The organism is Thiomonas sp., from assembly GCF_054608695.1.
In genome coordinates this window covers 1-17862 of the sequence record NZ_JBTRXV010000084.1, presented here as the reverse complement: position 1 = coordinate 17862, position 17862 = coordinate 1, and the positions used below count along the sequence as shown (strand labels likewise).

Sequence of the window (17862 nt, the reverse complement as noted above, 5' to 3'; positions counted from 1 at the left end):
CCGCGAGCGCGTACTGCGCCAACTGTCCCAGCGCGCCAGCAAGCTCGGCATGCAACTCGTCGCCATGCCCCAGACTGCCTGAAAAATACCTTGCCCATCAACCACTTGAGGTGAGTTTCTTAAGAGAGAGCGATGGCATCGCCATGGCGGACGTCGCGCACGCGCAATGCGACGAGGTCGCAGCCGCGCAGCTTGCTGTCCAAGCCAAGATTGAACAGGGCAAGTTCACGCGTGCGCCGCTCCAGTTGCAGGCGAACCCGGATAGCCCAGATGTCCTTCAGTTTGAGCGGGGCCTTCTGCCCGACAACCTTTCCCTTGTTCCATGGAGTACGGGTTCTCTGTTGGTCTGATTCAGGCGTGTTCATGGCAATCTCCTTGAGATCGCCACTGGCGACAGGGCCAGTGGCGCGACCTGCTGTGGTCGCACGCCAACTTTGCTCCAGAATCAGGAAGGCTGGACCCGGCCATGAGCTGTCATTGGCGAAATCGCTCCATAGCTGCCGTTGCGACCAGGAGGTACGCCAGCCAGCCTTCTCACCCAGCTAAAACGCGGGTAAGCTCACCTGCAGTGCCGCCCAGCGAGGCCCTGAATTCGAGCGATGAGACAGAATGGCGCAATTTGTCTAGTTTTAAGGCCGTTGCGCCTCGCAGTTGAAACCGTCGAAAGATAAAAATCGAACACTTACGGGCAAACCATCGCACGCCTCTCGGGCGCATTCTCAGCTTGATCGCCCTTGTGTCGATTGCTGGGTGCTCCACGCTCGAATTCGCGCACAGGGAGACCCAAAAACTTCAATACGCCTATGTGACGAACTCGCTCAGCGATACGGTCTCGGCGTACAGCATCGACGCGTCATCGGGCGTGATGATCCCCGTCCCCGGCAGTCCGTTTGTTGCAGGAAACAATCCCAACACGGTGGCGGTCAACCCCGCAGGCACCTTCGCTTATGTAGCCAATGGAGGGGCCAGTGTGCAAAACGGCCCCGGCACCGTTTCAGCCTACCGCGTCGATGCGGCCACAGGTGCGCTGATCCCTATCCCTGGCAGTCCGTTTGCCGCAGGCCGGTATCCATCTTCCGTCGTGGTCCATCCCGCAGGCACTTTCGTCTATGTCACAAATGTCGACGACAACACCGTCTCGGCCTACCGCATCCATGCCGCCACGGGCGCACTCACCCCCATTCCTGGCAGCCCGTTCGCCGGCACCCCCACCATTCCGGTCAGCCCGTTTGCAGGCGCCCCTGTCGCGAGATACGCGCCCGAACCATCCTGCATCACCATCAACCCCGCGGGCACCTTTGCCTATGTGGCGAACTTTGGCAGCAACAGCGTCTCGGCCTATCGCATCAACCCAGGCACGGGCGCCTTGACCACGCTCCCTGATAGTCCGTTTGCTGCAGGGGGGAATCCGGTGACCGTCGCGATCCATCCCGCAGGGACTTTCGCTTATGTGGCGGTCTTGGGTGGCCGTGCGGTCTTGGCCTACCGCATCAACGCGCTCACAGGCACATTGACTCCAGTCCCAGGTCATGCGGCCTATGTCAACACGTCCCCATCTTCCATCACAGTCAACCCCGCGGGCACCTTTGCCTATGTGACAAGCAGTGGCGCTGGCAGCGGCATGCCCCCCAACCTCAATGTCATCCGCATTGATTCTTCGACGGGCGCACTTGACGATCTCGGGGCGTTTGGCTACCAAACAGGATTTGACGCGACATTCGTGGCGGTCAATCCCGCGGGCACGTTTGTCTACGTGGCGAACGAGGGGCTTCCGGACCTCAGTGGGCGTTGGAATGGCGGCGGCATCTCGGTTTACCGCGTCAATGCCCCCTACGGCACGCTCGACGAGATTCCTGGGAGTCCGTTTGCCACAGGGGCCTATCCCAGTTCCATCGCGGTGGCCATTTCCAGCATGGTGAGGCTCCGAATCCATCATGGCGAACCCCGCAGGCCCCTTCGCCGATTCGGAGGGCATCGGGGATGACACCCCGACCGGCCTTCCTCCACCGAGTTTCGAGAACGAACACCATGGAACATCCAGTACGGAACAACCGAACGCCTCTGAGGCTCATCATCGGTTTGATGGGTCTGTTGTCGATGACGGCATGCTCCACGCTCGGGCTCTTGCACACGAAACCTCAATTCGCGTATGTCGTGAACTGGGGCAACGTCTCGGCCTACCGTATCCATGCATCCACCGGGGCGCTGACCGAAGTTCCAGGCAGTCCGTTCGCGGCGGGAAGCCTCCCTGACTCCGTCACCGTCAACCCCGCGGGCACCTTCGCCTATGTGGTGAGCCAATACAGCGACAGCGGCAGCAACCACGGCTCCGTCTCGGTCTACCGCATCCATGCATCCACCGGCACACTCACCCCCATCCCTGGCAGCCCGTTTGCCGCAGGCCCGTACCCCTCGTCGTTCGCGATCAATCCGGCAGGCACTTTTGCCTATGTGCCATCGGGGATCCCGGGCATGGGCAGTGGCGCCATCTCGGCCTATCGCATCAACGCCAGCACTGGGGCGCTGACAGACGTTCCAGGCAGTCCGTTCGCCGCGGGAACCCTCCCCAGTTCTATCACGGTCAACCCGGCAGGCACCTTCGCGTATGTGACGAGCTGGGACATCGTCTCGGCCTACCGCATCGATACCTCCACTGGCGCGCTGACACCTGTGCCTGGGAGTCCGTTCGAGGCTGGAAGCCTCCCTGAATCTGTCAGGGTCAGCCCCGCAGGCACATTCGTCTATGTGGCGAGCGCATACGGCGACCCTGGCGCCGTCTTTGTCTACCGCATCCATGCCGCTACCGGGGCATTGACCGAAATCCCTGGAAGTCCGTTCACGACTGGGATTGAGCCCAGATCCATCACAGTCAACCCTGCTGGCACACTTGCCTACGTGGCGAACCAGGGCAACTTCGGCAGTCATGGCAGCATCTCGGCCTACCGCATCGATGCCGCCACCGGGGCGCTCACGCCGGTGGCGGGCAGCCCGTTCATGACCGGAACCAGACCCGACTCCATCACGATTGTGCAACCGCAATAGGCGGCGAACCCGAGTTTGCAAGAAAGCAAAAACGGCGCATGTCCCCTGCCAGCCTTGCGGGCATCCATCCCCTTCCATCGCCTCCACCATGCATCTGCGTTCATTGTTGATCCTTGCCGCCAGCGCCACACTGGCCCTTTCCATGACAGCCTGTGGCAGCTTGCATCGTGCGGGCAGCGGAAATGCGGCGTCCAGTGGGGCGCCATTCGCCATTGTGGCGAATGGGCCTGCGGTGATCACCCCCGCTGTTGACACCGCAAAGTCAGGCGCAAACAAGCGCTTTGCGACGGATGGCTCCTCAAGTTACGCCATCGACAGCGCCGGCCATCTCTGGGCCTGGGGGAACAATCAGGTCGGCGAACTGGGCGATGGATCGACGATGGATCATTCCACCCCGGTGCGGGTCCAGTTCCCTGCTGACCTTGGGAATGCTTCGATCATGAGCGTGGCTGTCAACGGCCACCACTCCGCCTACGCGATCGACAGCGTTGGCCATCTTTGGGCCTGGGGAGACAATGCGCGCGCCCAACTGGGTCTTGGCCATGGGGACCTCGCAAATCGCTTGACCCCGACGCAGGTGCGGTTCCCCACCGCCTTGGGGTCCGCTTCGATTGTCAGTGTGGCGACCGCCCATGACGACCCCGGCCCCGTTTTTGCCATCGACAGCGATGGCCATCTCTGGTCCTGGGGAGACTACAACGATGCCGGACAACTGGGCAATGGGTCGCGCAAGGGTCGCTCAACCCCAGCGCGCGTTCAGTTTCCAATGCCCCTGGGGAATGCTTCGATCGTCCGCGTCGAGGTCGACGACGACAACTCCAGCTTTCCATCCATCGACGCCCTCGACAGCGCAGGCCATCTCTGGGCTTGGGGAGACAACACTGCCAGACAACTGGGCAATGGGGCGAGGAGTGATGACTCTTTAACCCCGGCGCAGGTCCAGTTCCCCGCCGCCTTGGGGTCCGCTTCGATCGTCAGCATGGCGACTGGGACCGCTGGCAACAAATACGCCTACGCCCTCGACAGCGCAGGCCATCTTTGGGCCTGGGGATACAACGGATACGGCCAACTGGGCAATGGGTCGACGGCGCGTCAATCCACCCCGATCCGGATTCAGTTCCCCGCGCCTTGGTGGCGGCGACAGCCCTCGATGGTTCGCGTGGTGGCCACCCGCAACAGCGACGGCGCCGCCTATGCCATCGACAGCGCAGGCCATCTCTGGGCTTGGGGTGGCAACAGATACGGTCAACTTGGAAATGGATCGCTCAAGGAGCGGCCCACCCCGGAGCGAGTCCAGTTCCCGTCCGCCTTGGGTGGGGCTTCAATCATCCGTGTGGCAGCGGATCGCTACGCCGCTTACGCCATCGACAGCGCCGGACGACTCTGGGCCTGGGGGAATAACCGATACGGCCAACTGGGCAATGGCTTGCTCGCGAATCGCTTCAATCCACCAGCGCTGGTCCCATTCCCCGTTGCTCGGGGGGGCGCACCGATCGTTAGCGTGGAGGCCGTGAGCACAGACGCCAACTCCGCTTCCGCTTACGCCATCGACAGCGCTGACCATCTCTGGGCCTGGGGATACAACCGGCACGGTCAACTGGGCAATGGGGCGAGCGAGATCGTCGCATCCCCGGTGCTGGTGCCGTTTCAGCAAGGCTTGCCGGATCAGGCGCGGGGGCTCATTCGCAAGAATGGACACGCCACGCTGGCGTTCTCGCTCTCGAAACCTCAATTCGCTTATGTGGCGAACAACGACGGCATCTCGGCCTACCGCCTCAACCCCGACACCGGGGCACTCACCGACGTCCCTGGCAGTCCATTTGCGGATCACGGTTACCCCCAATTTCTCACGGTCAACCCCGCAGGCAGCTTCGCCTATGTGGCGAACTATCGCGGCACCGTTTCGGCCTACCGCATCAACGCCACCACCGGGGCCTTGACCGAAATCCCGGGCAGTCCGTTCAAAGCGGGAAACCAGCCCTACGTCGTCAGGGTGAGCGCAGACGGCACGATGCTCGATGTCGCAAACTGGCACAGCACTGGCTTCCGGCCCTATCGCATCGATCCCTCCACCGGAGCACTCACCCCCTCGGACGACTGGGATTCCGTTAATCAACTGAACGCCCATCTTCCCGCCCCAGGAGCGACGGTCAGCCCCACAGCGCCGTTTGCCTATTGGTTGGTCAACGACGGAATCGCGGTGTTCCGCATCGACGCTGCGAATGGGTCTCACCATGAGATCCGGGATCTCGATGTCACGAATCAGGATGCCAAATCCATCACGATCAACCCCGAAGGCACGTTGGCCTATGTAACGGAAGTTCAGCCCTATGGCGCTGGCGACGTCTCGGCCTACCACCTCAACACCACCACCGGGGCAATCACACCCGTCCCTGGAAACCCGGTCGCGACTGGACTTCATAACGGCTACTCGGTGGCGGTCAGCCCCGGAGGATCCTTCGCCTATGTCGCGGGTGGTGGATACGGACCCAAAGGTGCCGTCTCGGCCTACCGTATCAACGCAGCCACCGGGGCATTGACCGAAATCCCTGGCAGTCCGTTTGTGACTGGAACGCATCCCACATTCATCACGGTCGTGCAGCCTTGATGCTTGCGTCCATCCTTGCGTCCGAAATGCACTGCAACCGCCCCCACAAGAGTTCAACATGAAACACATGCGACGAAGCCCACGCACGACGGTCAGGCTCCTTCTCGGCTTGATGGCGATCTTATCGATGACGGCATGTTCCACGCTCGGGGGAATGCAATCAACGGCATCAAAACCTCAATACCTCTACGCTGCAAACGCCGGTGACAACACCATTTCGGCCTACCGCATCAACTCCAACACGGGTGTTCTCACCCCCGTCACGGGCAGTCCGTTTGCCGCAGGACATGTCGCCGGAGACATCACGGTCAACCCCGCCGGTACTTTCGCCTATGTGATGGATTTTTTCGGAGGAACCATCTCGGCCTACCGCATTCATGCATCCACCGGTGCGCTGACGCCCGTCCCGGGCAGTCCGTTTAGCACGGGCTATCAAGCAAGCCGCATGGCGATCAACCCTGCAAGCACCTTTGCCTATGTGGCGAGCAGCTATAGCAACACCGTGGCGGCTTACCGCATCGATGCTGCAACCGGGGCGCTTGCCCCCATTCCAGGTAGCCCGTTTCCCGCAGAATCGGGGGCTTTGTCAGTCACGATCGACCCCGCAGGGTCCTTCGCCTACGTCGTGGGAGGCAACATCGGCACGATCTCTGTTTTCAGCATGGACGCCGCCACTGGCGCGCTTTCCCCCGTCAAGGGCAGCCCATTGGCGACAGGAAACGCTGCCAACTCCATCACGATCAATTCCCAAGGCGCCTTCGCCTATATGGCGGGCAGAAACGGTATCTCGGCCTACCGCGTCCAAACCGCTACAGGGGCTCTCACCCCGGTTACGGGTAGTCCGTTCGCCGTGACAGATCGACTGGCAGAAGCCGCATCCGTTGTCATCAACCCCACTGGCACCTTCGCCTATACGGTGGGCGACACAATCTCGGCCTACCGCATCAATCTCTCCACCGGAGCACTTACCCCAGTTGCGGGCAGTCTGCCCGCATACTTGGCTTCCGTGGTGGTCAATCCCACTGGCTCCTTCGTTTATCAGGGAACAGGTGGCGGGAGCGCCGTCGCAGCTTTCAGCGTCAACCCAAACACCGGCGCACTGACCCCTGTCCCAGGCAGTCCGTTCGCGGCGGGAGTGAACCCAGCATATCTTGCGATCGCGCAACCTTGACGCCTGACCAGCCGGGATTCTGAGGGGCCGGAGACATCAATCCATGCGAAACATACGGATCAGTCACGTTGCCGCAGCAGGGCTTTTGCTGTGCTCTGGTGTGGCGCTGGCCCAGGCAGGGGTCAACTCTGCCCACCCCCCTTCGCGCCGGGGCGTACCGAACGCTCCAGTCGCGCCGCAGCGCTACACCATTCAGCACGGAGACACCCTCTGGGGCATTGCTGACGAATACCTGAAAAAGCCCGGGCGCTGGCCCGCACTCTGGCGCATGAATCGGGCGCTGATTCCCGACCCGCATTGGATCTTCCCGGGGCAGGTTCTGGTGCTCACCAGCAAGAACGGGCGTTCCACGCTCGGGGGCGTGCAATCAACGGCACAAAAATACCAATACCTCTACGCAATAGCCGGCGACGAATCTGTTTTGGCCTACCGCATCGACGCCACCACCGGGGCGCTCACCGAAGTCCCTGGCAGTCCGTTCAAAGCGGGAAACGACCCCATCTCCATCACGACGAACCCAGCAGGCACCTTCGCCTATGTGGCCAATGGCGACGACAACATCTCGGCCTACCGCATTGATGCGTCCACGGGTGCCCTTACGCCGGTGCCAGGCAGTCCGTTCGCGGCAGGAAGCCGCCGCCCCCAATCCGTCGCGGTCAATCCCGCAGGCACCATCGCTTATGTGGCGAGCGAATTCAGCAACAACGTTTCGGCCTACCGCATCAACGCTACCACCGGGGCGCTCACACCCATCTCGCACAATCCGTTCGCGGCGGGAAGCCTCCCCGACTCGGTCGCAGTCAACTACGCCGGCACATTCGTCTATGTGTCGAACAATCGCAGCAACAACGTCTCGGTCTGCCGCATCAATGCCACAACAGGGGCGCTCACCCCGATCCCCGGAAGTCCGTTCGCGGCGGGATATATCCCAGTCTCCGTGACGCTCAACCCCGCAGGCACCTTCGCCTTTGTGCTGAACAAAGGTGGCTACAGCGTCTCGGCCTACCGCATCAATGCCACCACCGGCGCGCTAACCCCTGTCTCTGGTAGCCCGTTCAAGTTGGGAGGCAGCCCTCAATCCATCACGGTCAGTCCCGCAGGCACTTTTGCCTATGTGGCAACTTATGGAAGCGTCGTCTCGGCCTACGGCATCGATCCATCCACAGGTGCGCTCACCCCGATCCCAGGCAGTCCGTTCGTGGCGGGGCCTTACCCCCAAACCGTCACTGTCAACCCCGCAGGCACCTTCGCCTATGTGGCGAGCTATGGCGACGGCCCCAACAAAGGCACCATCTCGGCCTACCGCATCAATGCCTCCACGGGCGCTCTCTCGCAGGTGACGGGCAGTCCGTTTGCCACAGGAAGCAACCCCATCTCCATCGTCGTGGCACAACCTTGAGATTCCCAAACCACCGTTTTTAAGGCGGATTAAATCGGGAAGAGCGCGACGACCATGAATCAAGTCGTTGACGCTCTCGAAATCCTCTCTTGATGCGGTTGGCTTGGTGCAATGGCGGGCGAGTTTCGAGAGGCAGCGTCTGTGACTGGCCGCCTCGCATTCGGCGACCGACTCCTGTGGGTCGAAAGCGCCCGATCGCTGGCGCAGGAAGCGTTTGCTCACGAGATCAATTTTGCCAACGACCGCTGACGGCGGCATTGCAGCCGTCGCCAGGAGCTGTGCCCAATGCCTGCTCTGGCCGAACTGCGGTCATTAATCCGAACAGGACGCGACCACTGGCCGGCACGCCATATTGCGACCGCCCTAATCTCATTCCCTTTTAGCCAACGCCAAAGTTCAACCAAGGGCGTGACCTAGCGAATCGCAACCTGAATCCCGACGCACTTTATGGCCGTCGTTCAGCAACTCCCGGGACAGCTTTTATCTGCAGAGGCCTGTTTTTAACGGCACCGACATCTTCCTCGTCAAGATTGATCGTGCGGCTCTCCGGCGCAGACTGATTCACCGCAAGATGATCTTCACGTCTTGACCACCTTGACGAATGATGATCGAGCCGTCTTCCTGCTCACTGCGGCTGGCGACGTTGAGCAGCGCGACGGCTTTGCGCAGGACCTCCGCTTTCGAACTCGCTTGGTAGTGAGTCTTCAGCGCTTCGAGCGTCTGATCGAGTTTCGGATCGACATTGAACGAGGTGACGGCCATGATGACTTTCTTGAGGATCTGTGTGAAATATATATAGATTCCACATACCCAACAAGTTCAGACTTGCTCGAGACAGGCTTCTCAATGTCTCTCCGGGGATCAGGACAGATTTGTACTGGAGCGACACAACGCCAACCTTATCAACAGGACGCGCCCCATCAGGTTCACGCGGCGTAAATCGGGAACAGCCCCAACACTTCGCCCATATGCAGTGTTTACGACTTTAATGACCTGTTTTCGACTTTAATTGGTTAGAACAACACCCGGGCGTAGCAACGCGCAGTCACTCCACCGTGACACTCTTTGCCAGGTTGCGCGGCTTGTCGACATCGGTTCCGCGAGCCACTGCGGTGTGATAGGCCAGCAATTGCAACGGGATGACGTGCACGATGGGGGAGAGCAAGGCGTAGTGCTCGGGTAGGCGGATGGCGTGTACGCCTGGGCTGGACTCGATGCGGGTGCCGGCGTCGGTGAAGACGTACAACTCGCCGCCGCGTGCGCGCACTTCCTGCAAATTGCTCTTGAGTTTGTCGAGCAGCGCGTCGTTGGGGGCGACGGTGACCACCGGCATCTCGTCGGTCACCAGGGCCAGCGGGCCATGCTTGAGTTCGCCGGCGGGGTAGGCCTCGGCGTGGATGTAGGAAATTTCCTTGAGCTTGAGCGCGCCTTCCTGGGCGATGGGGAAGTGCATGCCACGTCCGAGGAACAGGGCGTTGTTCTTGCGCGTGAAGGCTTCGGCCCAGGCGATGATTTGCGGCTCGGTCGCCAGCGCTGCCTGCAACGCCACGGGCAAGTGGCGCAGCGCCTGCAGATGCTCAGACTCGGCCTGCTCGGCGAGCCGGCCGCGCTGCTTGGCCAGCGTCAGGGCCAGTAAAAACAGGGCCACCAATTGGGTGGTGAAAGCCTTGGTCGAGGCCACACCGATTTCAACCCCGGCGTGGGTGAGGAAGCGCAGCGCGGACTCGCGCATCATGGCGCTGCCGGCAACGTTGCAGATGGCGAGCTGGCGCGTCATGCCCAGGCTGCGGGCGTGGCGCAGGGCCGAGAGGGTGTCGGCGGTTTCGCCGGACTGCGACACGCCGATCACCAGGGTGTCGGGGTCGGGCACGCTGTCGCGGGTGCGGTATTCGCTGGCCACTTCCACGTCCACCGGAATGCGCGCCAGGGTCTCGATCCAGTGCCGCGCCACGCTGCCGGCGTAATGGCTGGTGCCGCAGGCGAGGATGAGCACGCGGCGCGTGCCGGCGAGCTGCCCAGACTTGTCGCCGAATAACTCGGGGCCGATGGTGGCAATGCCTTCCAGCGTGTCGGCCACGGCGCGCGGCTGCTCGAAAATTTCCTTCTGCATGTAGTGGCGGTAGGGGCCGAGCTCGGCCGCGCCGCTGTAGGCCTCGACGGCATGCCAGTCGCGCTGCGCGGCTCGCTGGCGGGCGTCCACCACCTGAACGGCATCGGGGCTGATGCGCACCACGTCGCCTTCTTCGAGATAGGCGACGCGCTGGGCGGCGCCGGCCAGGGCGAGGCCGTCGGAGGCGATGTAGAAGCCGTCGTGCCCCTGGCCCAGCACCAGCGGACTGCCGGCGCGCGCACCCACCACCACACCCGGCTCGGCGGTGTGCAGCACGGCGATGGCGTAGGCGCCGCGCAGCCGGCTGGCGGCCAGGCGCACGGCGGCGAACAAGTCGCCGGCGTAGAGACTGTGCACGAGATGGGCGATGACCTCGGTGTCGGTCTGGCTGTCGAAGGTGTAGCCGGCTGCCAGCAATTCGGCGCGCAGTTCATCGTGGTTCTCGATGATGCCGTTGTGCACCAGGGCAACCTGGCTGCGCGAGATCATGGGATGCGCGTTGTGCGTGGCCGGTGCGCCATGCGTGGCCCAGCGCGTGTGGCAGATGCCGGTGAGCGCGTCCAGGTTCTGCGCCTGCTTGCGCAGGTCGGCCACGCGCTGAGTGGTGCGCAGACGGGTGATGCCGCCGTCCTTCAGCGCCGCCAGGCCGCAGGAGTCGTAGCCGCGGTATTCCAGCCGCTGCAGGCCCTCCAGCAGGGTGGGGACGATGTTGTGGCGCGCCGCGGCGCCGACGATTCCGCACATGGGTCAGCTTCCTTCGTTTTTTTTGGTTGGCCGCTTCCAGCCTTCCAGGGTCACGGCGCGGGCGCGGGCCACGGTGAGCTTGCCGGCGGGGACGGCGCGGGTCACGGTGGACCCCGCGCCGATGGTGGCACCGGCGCCCACGGTGATGGGCGCCACGAGCACCGAGTTGGAGCCGGTGTGGGCGTCGTCCTCGATGCGGGTGCGGTGTTTGTTGGCGCCGTCGTAATTGGCCACGATGGTGCCGGCGCCGATGTTCACCCGCGCGCCCACTTCGGCATCGCCGACGTAGGACAGATGGTTGGCCTTGGACGACGGGCCCATGCTGGCGTTTTTCACCTCGACGAAGTTGCCGATGTGCACGCCGTCGGCCAGCGTGGCCTGGGGTCGCAGGCGCGCGAAGGGACCGATCTGCGCCTGGGCGCCGATGGCGGCGCCGTCGAGGTGGCAAAACGGCTGCACGACGCTGCCGGCGCCCAGGCGCACGTCGCGCAGCACGGCATAGGGACCGATGCGCACGCCGTCGGCCAGTTCCACACGACCCTCGAACACGCAGCCGACGTCGATGAACACGTCCTGGCCGCAGACCACCTCGCCGCGAATGTCGATGCGCGCCGGGTCGGCCAGGGTCACGCCGGCGGTGAGCAGGGCGCTGGCCTGGCGTGCCTGCACCAGGCGCTCGAGCTGGGCCAGTTGCGCGCGGTCGTTCACGCCCAGGGTGTCGTGGACGTCGGACGCCGCCACGGCTTGCACCGCCACGCCGTCGGCAATCGCCAGCGCGACGATGTCGGTGAGGTAGTACTCGCCCTGCGCGTTGTCGCAGCGCAAGGCGCCGAGCCAGCGCTTGAGCGCAGCGACCGGCGCGGCGAGGATGCCGGTGTTGACTTCGTTGATCGCACGCTCGGCGGTGTTGGCGTCCTTGTGCTCGACGATGCGCTGCACCGCGCCAGCGGCGTCACGCTGAATGCGGCCGTAGCCGGTGGGGTCGGGCAGATGCACGGTGAGCAGCGCGAGATGCCCGCCGGCGGCAATGTCCACCAGCGGCGCCAAGGCGGCCGGCTGCACCAGCGGCACGTCGCCATACAACACCAGCGCCACGGCCGCATCGTCCAGCAGCGGCGCGGCTTGCAGCACGGCGTGGCCGGTGCCCAACTGCGGACTTTGCAGCGCGAAGTCCACCCCAGCACCCTCGAAGCGGGACTGCACCGACTCGGCGCCATGACCGACGACGACGATGCGGCGCTGCGCCTGCAGTGCCTGGGCGGTGGCCAGCACATGGGCCAGCAGCGGCCGTCCGGCCAGAGGCTGCAGCACCTTGGGATGCGCCGAGCGCATGCGCGTGCCTTTGCCTGCAGCGAGGATGACGACCTGCAGCAACGGCGTCGCGGGAGGATGTGGGGTGCGTTCGGACATGCGGCGATTCTAGGGGTGGCCCCTGGCTTGTCAGCCCCCTGCTGTGCGGGGATGAGGCCGCCGCGCCATGCGCCAACTCCGCCCCTGCCGGCGCAGCTTGCGGACATGAAAAAGCCGGTGCACGCACACCGGCTCGGGAGAGCGGCAACTCAACGCCGCTGCGTGGAGAGCGCGAGCGGAAGACTCAGGTCGGCAGCGGGTGCTGGGTGGACTTGGATGCGGGCGGCACTTCCGACACCAGGCGCTGCTGCAGGAAGCCGGGCAGGCCGATCCACATGTCGAGCAAAGCCACTCCCATTTCCAGCATGGCGATGGGGCATGACAACGCGCCGCCGACCAGCACCATCCAGGCGAAATCGGGGTTCTGCTTGGTGAGGAACCAGCCGGAATAGTCCAGGAGCATGGCGAGGAAAGGCGTGATCACGGAAATGGCCTTGATCTGGTCGTTCACCCGCGTCTGAAGGAAGAGCCAGCCGGCAATCCAGAAGATCACGCCCAACATGGTCAGGTGCACCATGCCGCCCATGAACATGCTGCTGTACGACATGCCGGTGTTGACCTTGGCGACGTTTTTCACGTCCTCATAAGTCACCAGCGGCGGGTTGTGCAGCTGCTTGCTCATGGCCACGCTGTGGCACATCAGACAGCTCTTGAGCAGGGGCTGGACGGTGGTGTCGAATTGCGCCTTGGTTTCGCCGCCGACGATCCAGTCGTCGATGGTTTTCTTGAAGGCGGGGCGTTGCGCCTCGGGAATGCCGGCGTTGTTCATCATCGTCGGCAGCGCGGTCTGAAGCGTGGTGGAACTGCGATCTCCGTAGTAGGAGATCTGAATGTCCTTGAGTGTCACGCCGCTCTTGCCGTCGAGCCCGGTGTGGGTGACGTAGAGATAGGCCTCGGCGGCCAGCAGGCCGATGCAAACCAAGAAAATAAAGCCGGTGTGCAACAGCTTTTCGGGCAGGTTCAGCTTGTTGAGTGAGCGCATGGTGGGGTTTGCGGACGGTATGTGAACGGATGGCACTGCAACGGAAATTAACGAAACTCAAATCTTCGCTTTATTCGATATCCTACCCGGTAAAAACCCTAGGTGGCAATGCCAAATATCGCTTGCGGGTATCTGGATATTTCGTGGCTGCGCCGCCGCAAACGCCCCTGGGGTCTGCGCGAGGCCCTCAATGCGCGTGCGCCCTCGGCTCGGCATCGTCGGCAATGAACTCGGCCTCGTCGTGCACACGGATCTTGCCGCGAAACACCAGGTACTGATAAGCGTTGTAGCCAATCATCACCGGCAGCAGCATGCCGATGCCGATGAGCATGAACAGCAGCGTGGGCGCGCTGGAGGCCGCCTGCAGGATGGTGACGTGCCCGGGAATCATGGCCGGGTAGATGCTCAACGCCAGTCCGCCGAAAGACACGAGAAACAGCAGCACCGAGGCACGGAACGGGCCGCGCACGCCGCCGCGCCTGGCCGAACGCAGGATGTAGAGGAAGGCCAGCAGCGATATTGCGCCCAGAACCACGAACACCGGCATGCGCTGCGGGTCGAACCAGGCGCTGCGCACCTCGATGCTGGCGAAGGGCGTGGCCAGCGTGAGGATGCCGGCCATGACCACCGTGGTCCAGATGGCCTTGCGCGCATGCCGCCGCGACACCTGCTCCAGGCTGCCGCTGGTCTTCATGACGAGGTAGGTGGCGCCCATGAGGACATAGCCCGAGACCACGCCCAGGGCGGCCACGGCGGAGAACGCCAGGCCGATCCAGCCGGCGCTGAACCCCGAAATGAGCTGGCCGAGGATGGCGCCCTGCGCCAGCGCGGCGATCAGGCTGCCGGCGCCGAAAGCCCAGTCCCAGCCGCGCTTGTTGCGCGCGGCGTGGCGAAATTCGAACGACGCGCCGCGCAGGATGAGGCCGCCGATCATGAACATCACCGGGCCATACATCGCACTCAGCACCGTGGCGTAAACCGCCGGGAAAGCGCCGAACAAAGCCCCGCCCAGCACCACCAGCCAGGTTTCGTTGGCATCCCACACATGGCCGATGGACTCGAACATCGCGCTGCGGTGGTTTTCGCGCCGGGTGACGAGCGAGAGGATGCCGATGCCCAGATCGAAGCCGTCCGTGATGACGTAGAACGCCAGGATCAGGCCCAGCAAGAAAAACCAGGTGTTGGCGAGGAGGGGTTGCAGGCTGCGGTCCATCATGGTTCCCGTCACCCCGGTTCACCCGGGGCGTTGTGTTGTCATCGCGCCACCAAGGCCGCAGGCGGCTGTCATCGGCGCTGCTGGCAAGGCTCAATGTCCGTAGACCCCGCCCTGCACGTCCAGCACCCTGCGCGGCGCGGCAGGCGGCTCCAGCGTCATGTCGGGCCCGGCACGCAACCAGCGGCGGGCGAAGACGGCGAAGCTGGCGAGCAGCAGCACATAAAAGCCAGCGAACATCACCATGCTGGCCGTGAGCGTGGAGGGCGATAGCACCGAAGCCGCCTGATCGGTGCGCAGCAGGCCATCGATGATCCAGGGCTGGCGTCCCACCTCGCGCACGGTCCAGCCCATTTCAACCGCCACATAGGGCAGCGGAATACTCAGCACCCAGGCCCACAGCAGCTTGCGGTTCGCCAGCAGCGCATCGACCTTGCCGCGCGTCTTGCGCCAGATCCATGCCGTCCAAAAAGCCAGAACAACGAACCAGAAACCGATGCCGGCCATGATGCGGAAGGCGTAGAACAGCAGCGGAATCATGGGAGGCTGGTCGGCGCGCGGAATGTCGCGCAGGCCAATGACCTTGCCGGTGGTGGTGTGCGTGGCCAGCACGCTCAACATGTCGGGCAGCTCCAGCGCCCAGTCGTTCTTCTGTGCCGCCTGATTCGGCCAGGCCAGCAAGGCCCAGGGCGCGCCCTCGCCGGGCTTGTTGGTGACCCAGTGCCCCTCGATGGCGGCGCCCTTGGCGGGCTGGTCCTTGAACACCGCGCTGCCGCTGGAGTCGCCGATCCACACCTGCAGCGGCGCGATCACCACCAACGCCAGCAACGCGATCTTGAAGGACTTGAGGAAGAACTCGGGGTGGCGCCTGTTCAGCAGGTAGTACGCCGAGATGCCGGCGATGACGAAAGCCCCGGTTTCCAGCGCCGCCACGTACATGTGGGATACGCCCCACACCATGTCGGGGTTGAAGATGGCGGCCGTGTAGTCGCTGACGATCAGCTTGCCGTTTTGCAAGGTCACGCCGGCGGGGGTCTGCATCCAGGAATTGGCCACCATGATCCACAAGGCCGAGAGCGAGGCGCCGAACGCCACCATGACGGTGGCAAACAAATGCGCGCCACGGCCCACCCTGCCCCAGCCGAACAGCATGATGCCGATGAAGCCGGCCTCCAGCATGAAGGCCATGGCCCCCTCGAAGCCGAGGATGTTGCCAAAGAACTCGCCGGCGAAGTTGGAGAAGCCGGCCCAATTGGTGCCGAATTCCATTTCCATCGGAATGCCGGAGACGACGCCCACGGCGAAATTCAGCACCAGCAACTTGGCCCAGAAGCGCGCATGGCGGTAATACGCGACATCCCTGGTTTTGAGCCACAGCGCTTCCACGATCACCAGAAAAGTGGCCAGGCTGATGGTGAGGATGGGCCAGACGATGTGGAACAGGGCCGTCATCGCGAACTGGGCGCGAGAAAGGTCGATCGCGGTTTGCATGCCGATAGTGCCTCGAGTCAGACGGAAACCCCGCCGCGGAAGTCGACCTCGCCTGGGTCAGCTGCGCGGCATCTTGGTGTTTACCCGCATCGCATCGTAATGCGGCCCCTCCTGGCGGTCCGATACCTCGCTGCGTATCCATGACGGGCATAGGCCGATGTTGCCGGCGGCAAGCTGCGACCCCAGTCCATCGCACGGCAAGGGCCCTTGTTTTCATTCTGGGCGTCTTCGTGCAATCCGGCTCGCCAGGCTCTTAGGATCGTTTCCGACCCCGCACCACCCATGACACTGACCTCCATTGCGCCGCCCGCCAACCCTGCGCGCAGACGGGCCCTGGTCCGCTTGGTCAGAAGTCGCGGCCGCCGGCTTTTCCTGCCATATGGCCTGCCTTGGGGTGCCGCCCTGCTGGTCGGCCTGGTCGGCCTGGTCGCCGTGCTCGATGCGCAATGGAGCACCAGCGCCTACGGCGTGTTCATCGGCTGGATTGCCGGACGCGCCTGGCTCGCCTTCCTCCTCATCACTCCGGCCTTCACCATGCTGGCTGTCTTCCTCACGCGGCGCTACTTTCAGGGCAGCGAGGGCAGCGGCATTCCGCAAGTCATTGCCGCATTGCATGCGCCGCGCGACGCAACCTTGATGAACCGCCTGTTCGGCCTGCGTGTCATCGTCGGCAAGCTGGTCGTTTCGCTCCTCGGTTTCTTCGGCGGCATGACCATCGGCCGCGAGAGCCCCACGGTGCACCTGGGCGCCGCCATCATGGCCGAGACGCGGCGCTTCTATCCCCATGCCGGCCCCAAGCTGGAGCGCCAGTTGCTGCTGGCCGGCGCCGCGGCAGGTTTGTCCGGGGCGTTCAACACGCCGCTGGCCGGCATCATTTTCGCCATCGAGGAAATCGCGCGCAATTTCGAGAACCGCACCAACGGCACCATGATCACCGCCGTGGTGTTCTCCGGCCTCACCTCGCTGGCGCTGGCTGGCAACTACCTGTATTTCGGGCAGATGAGCGTGCCGCAAAATTTCGGCATCGCCTTCGTCCTTCCGGTGCTGGCAACCGCGCTGCTGTGCGGCGTGCTCGGCGCCGCCTTCAACTGGGCGCTGCTGCACTGGGAAGTCTGGATGCCAAACCGCTGCAGCTCTGGCGCGCGAACAAACCCACGGTCTACGCCCTGGTCATCGGCCTGGCCATCGCAACGCCGGGCGTGGCGACCGGTGGCGAAACCTGGGGCAGCGGCCACGACCAGGCGCGCGCCCTGCTCGCCACCCGCGTCTCGGCACTGTTCACGCCACCGCTGTACGAGGCGCTGGCGCAGAAGAACTACTACCCGAAACCGGTCGCGACGGCTCCGGGGCAAGACACGCCTGGCGCATCCGCACCAAGCGCGGGTGCCGCGGAAAAACCAGACGCCTGATCCACGCGCCGCGCAGCCCGGGGCAGACAAATCCGCAGCGCGCTGCTACGCTTGGCGGCACAACAACACACTCCCCAAGGAAACGACGGGCCGCTCCCGAGTTTCCTTGGCCTCCTCGGGGGCGGGGCGGCACCGCCGCCCCTGGGGGCACACTGCAGGAGACAAGCATGTCGGCAGCCCCCATGGCCGCGAGCGGCCCCAGCGCGTTCGAGTCCGCCACCTACACCAAGGTGGGCTGGCGGCTCATACCCTTCCTGATGCTGTGCTATTTCGTGGCCTATCT

11 protein-coding genes and 2 pseudogenes are annotated in these 17862 nt (G+C 63.7%); 6 read left to right on the top strand and 7 right to left on the bottom strand.

Going from position 1 to position 17862, the window contains the following annotated elements:
- Positions 1 to 128 precede the first annotated feature (128 nt).
- A pseudogene (locus tag ACYCUK_RS19405) lies at positions 129 to 365 on the bottom strand (integrase); the annotation flags it as partial.
- Between the two features lie 359 nt (positions 366 to 724).
- Between ACYCUK_RS19405 and ACYCUK_RS19400 the strand changes: the two are divergent.
- The 5 genes from ACYCUK_RS19400 (at position 725) to ACYCUK_RS19380 (ending at position 8220) form a co-directional block, all read left to right on the top strand.
- On the top strand, positions 725 to 1984 hold the full coding sequence (locus ACYCUK_RS19400) for a lactonase family protein (protein WP_461596302.1): 1260 nt from the start codon (positions 725 to 727) through the stop codon (positions 1982 to 1984).
- 44 nt (positions 1985 to 2028) lie between these two features.
- On the top strand, positions 2029 to 3042 hold the full coding sequence (locus tag ACYCUK_RS19395; RefSeq protein ID WP_461596301.1) for a lactonase family protein: 1014 nt from the start codon (positions 2029 to 2031) through the stop codon (positions 3040 to 3042).
- An 88-nt stretch (positions 3043 to 3130) separates the two neighbouring features.
- Positions 3131 to 5650, top strand: coding sequence for an RCC1 domain-containing protein (locus tag ACYCUK_RS19390; protein WP_461596300.1), 2520 nt, complete (start codon positions 3131 to 3133; stop codon positions 5648 to 5650).
- 58 nt (positions 5651 to 5708) lie between these two features.
- On the top strand, positions 5709 to 6821 hold the full coding sequence (locus ACYCUK_RS19385; protein ID WP_461596299.1) for a lactonase family protein: 1113 nt from the start codon (positions 5709 to 5711) through the stop codon (positions 6819 to 6821).
- 43 nt (positions 6822 to 6864) lie between these two features.
- Positions 6865 to 8220, top strand: coding sequence for a beta-propeller fold lactonase family protein (locus ACYCUK_RS19380; RefSeq protein WP_461596298.1), 1356 nt, complete (start codon positions 6865 to 6867; stop codon positions 8218 to 8220).
- 561 nt (positions 8221 to 8781) lie between these two features.
- Here ACYCUK_RS19380 and ACYCUK_RS19375 read toward each other — a convergent pair.
- From ACYCUK_RS19375 to ACYCUK_RS19350, 6 genes are all read right to left on the bottom strand, one after another.
- Positions 8782 to 8982, bottom strand: coding sequence for a hypothetical protein (locus ACYCUK_RS19375; RefSeq protein WP_461596297.1), 201 nt, complete (start codon positions 8980 to 8982; stop codon positions 8782 to 8784).
- 283 nt (positions 8983 to 9265) lie between these two features.
- Positions 9266 to 11074, bottom strand: coding sequence for a glutamine--fructose-6-phosphate transaminase (isomerizing) (gene glmS / locus ACYCUK_RS19370; RefSeq protein ID WP_461596296.1), 1809 nt, complete (start codon positions 11072 to 11074; stop codon positions 9266 to 9268).
- 3 nt (positions 11075 to 11077) lie between these two features.
- Entirely contained in the window at positions 11078 to 12448 is a 1371-nt protein-coding gene (gene glmU, locus ACYCUK_RS19365) for a bifunctional UDP-N-acetylglucosamine diphosphorylase/glucosamine-1-phosphate N-acetyltransferase GlmU (protein ID WP_461596304.1), read from the bottom strand.
- Between the two features lie 220 nt (positions 12449 to 12668).
- Positions 12669 to 13466, bottom strand: coding sequence for a hypothetical protein (locus ACYCUK_RS19360; RefSeq protein WP_461596295.1), 798 nt, complete (start codon positions 13464 to 13466; stop codon positions 12669 to 12671).
- Positions 13467 to 13653: 187 nt separating this feature from the next.
- The gene (cydB, locus tag ACYCUK_RS19355; protein WP_461596303.1) at positions 13654 to 14679 is read right to left on the bottom strand and encodes a cytochrome d ubiquinol oxidase subunit II; all 1026 of its coding nucleotides are present in this window, start codon (positions 14677 to 14679) and stop codon (positions 13654 to 13656) included.
- A 93-nt stretch (positions 14680 to 14772) separates the two neighbouring features.
- Positions 14773 to 16170, bottom strand: a complete 1398-nt coding sequence (locus tag ACYCUK_RS19350) for a cytochrome ubiquinol oxidase subunit I (RefSeq protein ID WP_461596294.1) — start codon at positions 16168 to 16170, stop codon at positions 14773 to 14775.
- 282 nt (positions 16171 to 16452) lie between these two features.
- Between ACYCUK_RS19350 and ACYCUK_RS19345 the strand changes: the two are divergent.
- Positions 16453 to 17238: pseudogene (locus ACYCUK_RS19345) on the top strand (chloride channel protein); the annotation flags it as partial.
- Positions 17239 to 17862 lie beyond the last annotated feature (624 nt).